Here is an 11450-nt window from a genome sequence, read left to right as displayed (position 1 = left end):
CTGGTCAGGATCATATTCCTTAAAGACTACCTTGCCTCCCATGCCTTTAAGTTGCAAAAAATACACCTGAAACTAAAAGAAGCTGCCCTTTTGAGACAGCTTCTTTTGTTTTTGCCCTCTTTTGATTGGTGTAATTATTGCATGTTCCGATTTGAAACGTAATCGACAAAGATGCTTTTCTTAACTGGTTGCTTTAATTTTTATTACTGATTAAGAGCTATTTATTCTCAAATGACAATATGATTACAAAATTAATCAATCGCTTGATTAATTTTGCATGGGACAAAAAAAATGGAAAAGGAAAAAACAGATAAAAAGGACCATATACTCGACGTAGCCGAACGTGTGTTTGCAGAACACGGCTATGATGGAGCATCAACCCGGATGATATCCGGTGAAGCTGGTGTTAATATGGCGATGCTTAACTATTACTTCGGCTCGAAAGAAGGAGTTTTCCTGGCCATCTTTGAAAGAAGAATATCCACTTTTCAGGCTACTTTATTAGGTATAGGTAACGATGAAAGCATCAATGCATGGGAAAAGCTGGAAAAATTTATTGACAGTTATATAGAGCGTGTTGTAACTAATAACTGCTTTCATATCATGCTTAACCGGGAAATTTCCAAATCAAAAAAAACAGAGCTTACCGACCAGATTACCAGTATTGTAATGAGAAATGTTTTTGTATTTCAGGGTATAATAGAAGATGGTATAAAAAGCGGTGAGTTTATTAAAGATGCTGACAAGGAGCTTTTAGTAGCTACCATGTTTGGTACTAAAAACTATTTAATCAACACCCCTCATATATCATCGGCTGTATTGGGTTATGATGTAATGGATGTAAAACAACAGGAAGAAAAGCTAAAGCCGCGTTTTAAAAATTACATGAAAAAGCTGTTAAAATCTTACTTACAGAATTAAAATGACAACATATAATAATTTACACTTGAAACCTTCCAGAACAAGCAAAACCTTTAAGGCCGCATGTAGCATTGTCGTAATGTTTTTGGCATTGCTGGTTGCTAATCCTGCCGCCGCACAGGACAAAACAATCACTTTAAATGAGGCGCTTCAGCTTGGCTTGGCAAACAGTAAACAGCTCAAGCTATCACAATCTCGCATTGACCAGGCCGTATCACAGTACGAGCAGGCAAAAGACCGTTCGCTGCCAACAGGTAGCGCCAGTTTTGGCTACAACCGTGCACAAATACCGGCACACACCCTTAAACTTGGCGAAGAAAGCCTTAGCCTGCCAACAAGCGCTAACGCGTACTTAGGTACTTTATCATTAAACCAGGTAATTTGGGCTGGTAACAAATTGCGTTATGCCCGCGAATCAACCACGTTACTCACTGAAGTAGCACGCCTTGACGCCGAAAACGACAAAGACCAGATCGCTTATGCAATAATCAATGCGTATTACAACTTGTACAAAGTGCTGCAAAGCCAAAAGGTTGTACAGCAAAATTTAAACACCATTGATGCACAGATCAAGCAATCGCAGCGCTTTTTTGAACAAGGGCTTGTGACTAAAAATGATGTTTTACGTTTTCAACTCCAACGTTCCAATATCGAACTGAATGGTATCGACCTGGAAAATAACCGCAAGATCATCAATTACAACATGAACATCCTGTTAGGTTTACCTGAAAGTACCGAGCTTAACATTGCACAGATCAATGAAGGGGCACAAGCTATAGGCACATTATCTGCCTATCTGGATAGCGCCATGGCTAACCGGGCAGAGTTAAGACAGGCAGATGTACGTGCCAAAGTTGCTGAAACCAATGTTAAAAGTATTAAAGCCAATGCTTCGCCAACGCTTTCAGCATCTGGCAGCGCCTATTATGTTGGCGTTTCTGGCAATCCGCTTCCTAAATCCGGAAATTTTATAACGCCGATATCAATCGGTTTAACATTAGGCTGGGACTTTGGTACACTATGGAACAATAAAAACAAAGTAAAAGAAGCCCAGTTACAGCGCGAAGAGGTAGTAATTAATAAAGGCATCACTACAGATAATATCCGCAATGAGGTAAATCAAAGCTACCAGAACTATAAAATGGCTGTAGAAAAAATAAACCTGCTACAAACCTCAATAAACCAGGCGCAGGAGAATAACCGCATATTGGAAAATAAATATCGCAGCAATATATCATCAGCTACAGACCGTGCAGATGCCCAAACCCTGCTTTACCAGGCTGAGATTAACCTGGAACTGGCTAAAGCCGATGCTGGCCTTGCATATTATACATTATTAAAATCAACAGGAAAACTTAACAAATAACAGAATAACACAATGGCAACTCAGGAAACAGAAGAAACTAAAAAGAAACCGAATAGGGTACTTCCTATCATATTAGGGATCATACTTATTGGCGGTGCTATTTTTGGTATAAAAGAATATATATACTTCAGCAAGCACGTTGATACAGACGATGCGCAGATAGACGGCGATATAAGCCCCGTTGTTGCTCGGGTAGGTGGATATGTAGATTCAATTTTATTTGAAGAAAACACTCACGTAAATAAAGGTCAGTTACTGGTTAAAATAGATGACCGCGATTACAAGGTTAAAGTTGAGCAGGCTTTGGCTGCACAACAAGGTGCAAGCGCCGGTATTAATGTTGGTCAATCGCAGATCTATGCTACTGCCGCCAACTCATCAAGCGCTAAGGCAGAGGTTGCATCCGCAAAGGCACGCCTTGAAAAAGTACGTAAAGATTATGACCGGTATGCTAACCTTGTCAAAGATGGGTCTGTTACACGCCAGCAATTTGATCAGGCGAAAGCAGATTTAGCTGTTGCCCAGGCTAACTATAATGCTGCCCGCGATCAGTATAAAGCTGCCCAGGAGCAGGTTGGTACAACACGCAGCCAGTTAAAGGTTACTAATACCGGCGTAACTGCCCGCCAGGCAGAGGTTGACTATGCCAAATTGCAATTATCTTATACCAATATTAAATCGCCTGCGAGCGGCCTTGCTGCCAAAAAGAATGTACAGGTTGGGCAGTTGGTACAAGCCGGGCAAACATTATTTTCTATTGTAAATGATAACAGCCTTTACATTACTGCCAATTTCAAAGAAACTCAATTAGAGGATATTCGTAACGGACAGAAAGTGGATGTTGAAGTGGACGCTTACCCGGATCTGAAAATTGAAGGCGAAGTTTACAATTTTTCGCCCGCTACAGGTGCAAAATTCTCTTTGCTTCCACCAGATAATGCTACTGGTAACTTTGTTAAGGTTGTGCAACGTGTACCTGTAAAAATAAAACTTAAAGGCAGTAAAGAAGATATTGCCAGATTACGCCCAGGTATGAGCGTAAATGTTTCTGTAATTACCAAAGACTAATAAAATGGCTGAAACTGGCTTTAAAAAGTGGATAATTACCATTACGGTGATCATGGCGTCGTTGCTTGAGCTGATCGACACCACCATCGTAAACGTGGCTATTCCGCACATACAAGGTAACCTTGGCGCAACTCTTGAGGATATTGCATGGGTGGTTACCGGTTATGCCGTAGCAAACGTTATCATTCTCCCTATGTCGGGGTGGTTGGGCGGACGCTTCGGCCGTAAAAACTATTTTATGGCGTCTATAGTTGTTTTTACTATAGCATCATTCCTTTGCGGTAACGCAAGTACGTTAAATGAACTGGTTATTTTCCGTATACTACAAGGTATAGCTGGCGGTGGATTAATATCTACAGCTCAGGCTATATTGATTGAAACCTGGCCACGCGAACAAATTGGTACCGCTACAGCACTATTTGGCTTAGGCGCAGTAGTTGGACCTACTGTAGGGCCAACTATTGGGGGTTGGATAACTGAAAACTATGCCTGGCCGTGGATATTTTATGTTAATATACCAGTGGGGGCCTTGGCTCTCTTTCTCACCTATACATTTGTTAGGGAAACACCAAAAGATGCAAAGAAGCCCATAGATTGGTGGGGTATTGCTTTACTTGCTGTTGCAGTAGGTAGTTTACAAACTATTCTGGAAAAAGGTGAATCGGAAGACTGGTTTGCAAAAACCTACATTATTGTATTAACCGTAATGGCTGTAATAGGCACCATATTATTTATATGGCGCGAGTTAAGTACTGACCACCCTATTGTAAATTTTAGCATAATGCGACACCGAAGTTTTGCCGTAGGGATGTTCACATCCTTTATCCTCGGTTTTGGGTTGTATGGTTCGGTATTTGTATTCCCGGTGTTTTGCCAGAATTTGTTAGGCTTTAATGCGCAGCAAACCGGCGAGCTGCTGTTTCCGGGTGGTTTGTGTACCATTGCCATGATGCCTTTCATAGGTAAAATGCTTAACAAAGGTGTTCCTGCCCAGTTTATGGCTACCGGTGGTATGTTCCTGTTCTTTGTGTTTACCTGGATGCTAAGCAACTCAACACTGGCCACAGGCGAGAAAGACGTATTGGTACCACTACTTGTACGTGGGGTAGGTATGGCGTTGTTATTCGTTCCTTTGACCACTTTGGCAATGGCCGACCTGAAAGGCCCGGAAATTGGCCAGGGTTCGGGGTTGAATAACATGATGAGGCAATTGGGCGGTTCGTTTGGTATTGCGTCGCTTACAACACTTATACACGTTCGCCAGGGTTTCCACAGATCAAACCTTATCACCAATATCAACCCTTATAACCCGGCATTTAACGAACGCTTTAATTTGTTGATGCATGGATTTATGGCTAAAGGCAAATCAATGATAGATGCTACTCATATGGCTTATGCGGCAATTGAGGGAACTATAATAAGGCAAACGCTGCTTTTAACTTATGATGACGCTTACTGGGTATCAGGTTTGATCATGCTATTTTCGATACCGTTACTATATCTGCAGCCATTTAAAAGGCTAAAAGCGGTGGCAGATGCCCACTAAAAAAAGCAAAGCCGTTCTGTTTATAAAAACAGAACGGCTTCTCCAAAAAATCAACAATTAAATTCCAAATCCCCCTGGGATCTTTAACTATTACAGGATTGTGATTGATTATTGATAACAGGGGTATTGGTTATCTTTAAGCCTTAAAATTAAGGCTTTTAAATTAACAAACCCAAATTTATTGAACATTATTTTTTAACCTTTCATTTTTTTGCTTAAAAAATAATTTTACCTGTAGCAGTTACCAATGATGCAATTCTTACAGCATCAAAAATACGCTCTTCTGTAGTTCCCAATTTTATTAATGAGTCTTCATGTGCGTTTACACACATTTCGCAGCCGTTTACGGCGGAGATAGCAAGGCTCATTAATTCAAAAAACTCTTTACCTGTAACAGGTTTCATCATTAACTGCATGCGTATGCGGGCAGGTATCTGCGTATATTTTTCCTTTTGAGTGAAGTGCCTGAAACGGTAAAATACGTTATTTGAAGCTAATAAAGAAGCGCATCCAACAGCTTCGGCCACTTCTGCATCTGTAGCATCATTTTGTTTAGCTACATTAGTATAATACTGTATCAGCGCTGTATTTTGGTTATTTACAACTGTGCTAAGTCCTAAAAGGGCACACTCTTTTGCACTTAAATGCTCTGAAGTAAGGGTGCTGGTAAAATTCAGCTTAAAATCGCGCAGGTAACGAGATTCGCCTGTTTCTAAAAGTTGTAGGGCGTCGGTACGGTAATCAGCCGGCTGGCCAACGGTTTGTAATATTTCCTGGATTAATTCGGTGCTTTCGCTCATGGTAGTTTTATTATTAAAAAGAAAAACCACAAAGGTCACCAAGTTTCACAAAGGGCGCAAAGTTAAATTTCTGTGCATCCTTGTGTGTTCCTTTGTGAGCTTTGTGGTTAAATAAGTTATTTTATTACCTGATTAAACAGTTAAGGTTTCCTGACCTTTTTCCCAATTGCAAGGGCAAAGCTCATCTGTTTGTAAGCCATCTAATACACGTAATACTTCTTTTACATTACGGCCAACGTTAAGATCGTTAACAGATACCCAACGGATGATACCTTGTGGGTCAATAATGAAAGTAGCACGGTAAGCTATTTTCTCGTTTGGCTCAAGGATGCCTAATTCTTCAGCTAAAGATTTTGAAGTATCAGCAAGCATCGGGAATTTAAGATCGCGAAGGTCATCGTGATGAGTTCTCCATGCAGCATGAACAAATTCGCTGTCAGTAGAAGCGCCGATCAAACGGGTATCGCGGTCACGAAATTCACCGTAGTTTTTGTTGAATTCGGCAATCTCGGTAGGGCACACAAAAGTGAAATCTTTTGGCCACCAGAACATTACAGTCCAAACATTATCTTCATTAGTCAGATACTCAGAAGTAATAGTTTCAAACTCTTTACCTTTTTCTAAAGAAACTACAGCGGTTTTACTAAAAGCGGGAAATTTTTGTCCTATCGTTAACATATATGTTGTTTTTTTATAATTTATGCAACAAAGATAAGATAAAATCCGGCCCGGATTTATTTTAAATATCTATACCATTATAGCTTTTATCTATTTAAACCATTAATTTGTTAACTCATAGTTATAGGTTCAAAACAAGAAAGGACGCTATAAGCGCCCTTCTTATCTTTAAATTATATTCACTTACAAAATAAACTTTGTACTCAAGAAGTTGGAGTCGTTATCGTTAACAATTTCGTTGATCAATTGCTTATTGGTGTCGTTAAGTTTAGCGGCTACCAATGAACGAATAGAGAACGAGCGTAAGGCATCATGAACAGATAATGTGCCTTCGGCACTGTCCTTACGGCCAGTGAACGGAAATACATCTGGCCCGCGCTGGCACTGGCTATTGATGTTAACACGGCTTACCAGGTTAACAAATGGATCAATCAGCGCCGATATCTCTTTTGCATCATTACTGAATATACTTACCTGCATGCCATGCGGAGAATCTATCTGATACTGTATCGGTTCCTCAATATCATTAAAAGGAATAACCGGTATTATTGGGCCAAACTGCTCTTCGCGATACAATTTCATTTTCTCATTAACAGGATAAACCACTGCCGGGAATACAAATGAGCCGGCTGTTATGCCGCCGTGCTGATTTACTATTTTAGCCCCGTTTGCAATAGCATCGTCTATGCAATCTTTCAGGTAGTCGGGCTTATGTGGTTCTGGCAGAGGCGTAAGTTTTACACCTTCGGTCCACGGTAAACCCGGTTTCATTGCTTCTACGGTATCTGCCAGCAATTTAAGAAAGTCATCGGCAATAGATTGATGTACGAATATTACTTTGATAGCTGTACAGCGCTGACCATTAAAGGACAGGGCGCCTAAAATACATTCACTGACTGCCAGTTTAATGTCCGCATCTTTGGTAACAATCGCCGCATTTTTTGCATCCAGGCTTAATACAGCACGTAACCTGTTTATTTTAGGATGGCGTTTCTTCAGGTCGTTTGCAACCTTGCTACTGCCAATAAAAGCCAATACATTAATTTTGCCAGTTGCCATAAGTCCTGGTGTTACTACGGCGCCCCGGCCATAAACCGTGTTGACTACCCCTTTCGGAAAGGAATCTCTGAATGCGGCTAACAGTGGGTAATGCAAAAGCGTACCATGCTTTGGTGGTTTAAACAATATGGTATTACCCATTATCAGGGCAGGTATAAGTGTAGTGAAGGTTTCGTTCAGCGGGTAGTTAAAAGGGCCCATACATAGTACTACACCCAATGGCGAGCGGCGTATTTGCGCTACCAGGCCCTCAGCCATTTCAAAGCGGGATGATTGCCTGTCAATGTCTTTAAGCTCGTCGATAGTAGCATTGATATATTCAACAGTACGGTCAAACTCTTTAGCGGCATCTGCTAATGATTTGCCTATCTCCCACATAATGAGTTTAACAATTAACGTGCGCTGCTCGCTCATTTTATAAACAAAACGCTCCATGCACTTAATGCGGTCGGCTATACTCATAGTAGGCCATTCACCCCGGCCGTTATCATAAGCTTGCAGCGCGGCATCCAAAGCCTCCATTGCCTCGGTTTCGGTACATACCGGATATGTTCCTATTAGTTTGCGTTGTAGGGTCCCGTCGGCAGCAGGTATCATAACGGGTGAGTAAACCTCGCTTACATCGCCGCTCCACTGGCGCAGTTCGCCATTGACCAGATATTCGCGCTGGTGTATCTCCTCAATGCGGTGCTCGGCGGGTATATTTGCCTCTGGTACAAACATAGCCCGCAGGTTATCCTTAAAGTTATCCATATATAGATAGATTTTGTGTAATGCAATTTAATGTATAAAGTAATTTCGTCCCAAATTTTTATGGTTGATAGTCTGCTTTTTATAATATTCACAATTGTTGTAAATGATATGACAGGCAGAATACTACATTTGCAATCCAACCAAATATAAATTTAAGTCCTGATGTACGATATTTGTTGTATAGGCCATATTACCCTTGATAAAGTTGTAACACCCAAAGCCGAAAAACACATGGCCGGCGGCACAGCTTTTTACTTTTCGAACGCCATCCGTAATATGGATGTTAAATATAAACTGGTTACTGCCGTTGCCGGTAACGAACTGCCTAATGTTGCCACGTTGACCGATAAAGGGATCGATGTAAAGGTTATGCCAAGCGCTCACAGCGTTTACTTCGAAAATATTTATGGCGATAACCAGGATAACCGCACGCAACGCGTTTTGCAAAAGGCGGATGCATTTACTACCGGGGACCTGGAAGATGTTGAAGCAACCATTTTTCATTTAGGCGCTTTGCTGGCCGATGATATGTCTACAGAATTTATCAAATCGCTTTTTGAGCGGGGGAACGTTTCTGTTGATGCCCAAGGCTACCTGCGTGAAGTTGTAAACCAGCAGGTGAATGCTATTGATTGGGCCGACAAGCGCGAAGCCCTGCAATATATTGATATATTAAAGGTAAATGAGCATGAATTAGAGGTACTTACCGGCATTCCCGATATTAAACAAGGCGCAAAAGTATTAGCCGAATGGGGCGTAAAAGAAGTGGTAGTTACCCTGGGCAGTATGGGTTCAGTTATATTATCTGACGATATTTTTTATACTATACCGGCCTATAAGCCCACCGAAATTGTTGATGCCACAGGTTGTGGCGATACTTATATGGCAGGCTACCTGTATAAACGTGTTAAAGGTGTTGATATACAACAAGCCGGGGAGTTCGCCGCCGCCATGGCAGGGCTTAAGATTGAAACTTCCGGTCCGTTTGAGGGTACAGAAGAGGAAGTGTTGGCGATGATGAAGCGGGGATAAGCGAGTATGATGTGGTTAAGACACTCAAGAGCTTTGATAAAGCGCTAACAAAAGGCAAGCCTATCAGCATTGTTACCAATAATACTGATAGAGCTCTTGATTAAATCAACTACGCTTGTAATTACATCCCCAACTGGTTCATCACATACTCGAATATAAACGTCCAATTGTCTATGGCTTGTTGGGTGCTTTGCCCGCTGCCGTGTCCGCTGTCAAAATCCATGTGCAGGATAACAGGGCTGGTTTGACCGAGATTATTTTGCAATGCTGCAACAAACTTTTTAGCGTTCATGGGGTCTACACGGGTATCGTTAGCTCCGGCAGTTACGAGCATAGGCGGCAGGTTTACACCCGCACGTATGTTGTGGTAGGGCGAGTAGCGCAACAACCATCTGAATTGTTCCGCGTCTTCTGACGAGCCATACTCCGGTATCCAGTAACGGGCAATCAAAAACTTATGGTAGCGCAGCATATCTAATAAGGGTACTTCACATACAATGGCTTTAAACAGATCGGGCCGCTGCGTAGCCGATGCCCCCATCAGTAAACCTCCGTTACTGCCGCCAAGGGCAACTATTTTACTTTCTGTGGTATATTTTTCTTTTATGAGCCACTCGGCGCAGGAATAAAAATCATCAAAGCTGTTTTGCTTTTTGGCCAGCATGCCATCCAGGTGCCACTTTTCGCCAAACTCGTCGCCACCGCGAATGCCCGGCTGAACTACTACTCCGCCAGCCTGTATGAAAGGCGCGTAAAAACCAAAATATCCCGGCTTGATACCAGATTGGAAGCCGCCGTAGGCAGTAAGTAGTACAGGGTTTTTGCCGTCTAACTTTATATCCTTACGGTGTACTACAAATACCGGTACACGGCTGCCGTCTTTAGAAGTATAAAATTTAATCTCGCCGGTTATCTGGCTCATGTCCACAGGCAAATGGCGCTGATAAAAAAGTTTCCACTTATAATCTGCCGGCGAGCATACGTAGGTTTTTGGGGTAGAGGTAAAGGTAACCAATGATATGTAGAGCTTATCTTCTTCCCTATCGTAACTGATGCTGCCAATACTGCCTTCCTCGGGCAGTGGTACTGGGCGAAGCTTTTTGCCATTAAGGTCATAAATAGTCAAGCGGCTCTGGATATCTTTTTTATCCTGAACAATGATGCTGTTTTTGGTCACCACGTAATCTTCCATGACCGAGCTGCTTTCCGGTATAAGCACTTTCCAGTTTTTATACTCAGGATGCAGCTTGTCAGCTACCATCAGTTTGCTGTTTGGCGCGTTATCGTTTGTTTTAATATATAGCCTGTTGCCTATAGCTTCCGGATAAGCCTGAAACTTTTTACTGTTGTAGATTAGCTTACCCTCTTTAAGGCTGCCGATCGCGCGCATTTTAAGGCTGTTGGAGTAAAAATCGCCCTCGCCGCTAAAAGTTACATCGCTATATCGGTTATCGTAAATAAAAAAGCTGTTTTTAGCGTCAGCGGTTGTACCAACAAAAGTTGCTTTTTCTATAGGGTCACCTACTTTAATATGGTAAGTTTTAAGGGGGCGTTGCTTATCTACATCCTCCTGGCTGCGCAGGGTTACGTAGGCATGCTGCTGATCTTTTGTCCAGCTAAAACCAGATGTATTTGTGATCGGCTCATGTATCTGTTTACCTGTACGTGTATCAATGAAATACACGGTATTAACTTCGGCACCGCTCCTTTGCGCACTTATTGCAGCCCTTTCGCCATCATAAGTATAAGCAACACCGCTGGTAGAAATTTTACCTGCCGAGTCCAGTTTTACAGGATCCCATATCAATATTTTTTTTCCATCTAATATGGTATATATTTTATATTGTTTGTCGCCCTTCTTTTTAACAGTCTGAAAAACACGTTTGCCTACATTATTTAACGGACCTTCATAGTCCATGTTAAGATAGGCAGCAATCCCCTTCTTTAAATCGGGATGTTCTTTTTGAGTTTTAGACAAGTATTCAACACCGTAATCATGTTGCTTTTTTGTCCATTCAATAACTTCAGGATTAGTTTTATCCTCAAGCCAACGGTAATTATCAGTTAACTGTACGCCATGCAGCGTATCAATTACAGGTATAGCCTTAGTTTTAGGCGGATTAAATTTAGTTTGTGCGTTTACAGCTATAGCGGCAGTAGTCATTAAAGTAATCAGGGAAGTTCTTTTCATTGTGATTAGTTAGAACGAGCTAAATATAAACAATTT

Annotated in this window: 9 protein-coding genes; 5 read left to right on the top strand and 4 right to left on the bottom strand. The window is 41.6% G+C overall.

Going from position 1 to position 11450, the window contains the following annotated elements; genetic code table 11:
• The first annotated feature begins 291 nt into the window (after window positions 1-291).
• From ACFQZX_RS19505 to ACFQZX_RS19490, 4 genes are read left to right on the top strand one after another with little or no spacing between them, the layout of a single operon-like run.
• Complete coding sequence (locus ACFQZX_RS19505) at window positions 292-921, top strand: TetR/AcrR family transcriptional regulator (protein WP_377118599.1); 630 nt, start codon at window positions 292-294, stop codon at window positions 919-921.
• 1 nt (window position 922) lies between these two features.
• Window positions 923-2287 carry a TolC family protein gene (locus tag ACFQZX_RS19500; protein WP_377118597.1) on the top strand — a complete coding sequence of 455 codons (1365 nt, stop codon included), beginning with the start codon at window positions 923-925 and terminating at the stop codon, window positions 2285-2287.
• A gap of 12 nt (window positions 2288-2299) precedes the next feature.
• Window positions 2300-3355 (top strand): HlyD family secretion protein, encoded by a 1056-nt coding sequence (locus ACFQZX_RS19495; RefSeq protein ID WP_377118594.1) that lies wholly within the window; start codon window positions 2300-2302, stop codon window positions 3353-3355.
• Between the two features lie 4 nt (window positions 3356-3359).
• The gene (locus ACFQZX_RS19490) at window positions 3360-4901 is read left to right on the top strand and encodes a DHA2 family efflux MFS transporter permease subunit (RefSeq protein ID WP_377118592.1); all 1542 of its coding nucleotides are present in this window, start codon (window positions 3360-3362) and stop codon (window positions 4899-4901) included.
• Between the two features lie 215 nt (window positions 4902-5116).
• Here the strand turns inward: ACFQZX_RS19490 and ACFQZX_RS19485 are convergent, their stop codons facing one another.
• The 3 genes from ACFQZX_RS19485 to ACFQZX_RS19475 all read right to left on the bottom strand — a co-directional run bounded on the left by ACFQZX_RS19485 (window position 5117) and on the right by ACFQZX_RS19475 (window position 8191).
• Window positions 5117-5701: a carboxymuconolactone decarboxylase family protein gene (locus ACFQZX_RS19485; protein WP_377118590.1), complete on the bottom strand. Its 585-nt coding sequence runs from the start codon at window positions 5699-5701 to the stop codon at window positions 5117-5119.
• A 132-nt stretch (window positions 5702-5833) separates the two neighbouring features.
• Window positions 5834-6379 (bottom strand): peroxiredoxin, encoded by a 546-nt coding sequence (locus ACFQZX_RS19480; RefSeq protein ID WP_377118588.1) that lies wholly within the window; start codon window positions 6377-6379, stop codon window positions 5834-5836.
• Window positions 6380-6562: 183 nt separating this feature from the next.
• Complete coding sequence (locus ACFQZX_RS19475; RefSeq protein ID WP_377118586.1) at window positions 6563-8191, bottom strand: NADP-dependent glyceraldehyde-3-phosphate dehydrogenase; 1629 nt, start codon at window positions 8189-8191, stop codon at window positions 6563-6565.
• Between the two features lie 162 nt (window positions 8192-8353).
• On the opposite strand from ACFQZX_RS19475, the gene ACFQZX_RS19470 reads away from it, so the two are divergent.
• Window positions 8354-9223: a PfkB family carbohydrate kinase gene (locus ACFQZX_RS19470; RefSeq protein WP_377118584.1), complete on the top strand. Its 870-nt coding sequence runs from the start codon at window positions 8354-8356 to the stop codon at window positions 9221-9223.
• Window positions 9224-9344: 121 nt separating this feature from the next.
• Here ACFQZX_RS19470 and ACFQZX_RS19465 read toward each other — a convergent pair whose 3' ends face one another.
• Window positions 9345-11414: a prolyl oligopeptidase family serine peptidase gene (locus tag ACFQZX_RS19465; RefSeq protein WP_377118582.1), complete on the bottom strand. Its 2070-nt coding sequence runs from the start codon at window positions 11412-11414 to the stop codon at window positions 9345-9347.
• Between the last annotated feature and the right edge of the window lie 36 nt (window positions 11415-11450).

The organism is Mucilaginibacter litoreus (genome assembly GCF_042676805.1).
GTDB classification, from domain to species: Bacteria; Bacteroidota; Bacteroidia; order Sphingobacteriales; family Sphingobacteriaceae; genus Mucilaginibacter; species Mucilaginibacter litoreus.
This window is presented reverse-complemented; position numbering and strand designations above follow the sequence as displayed.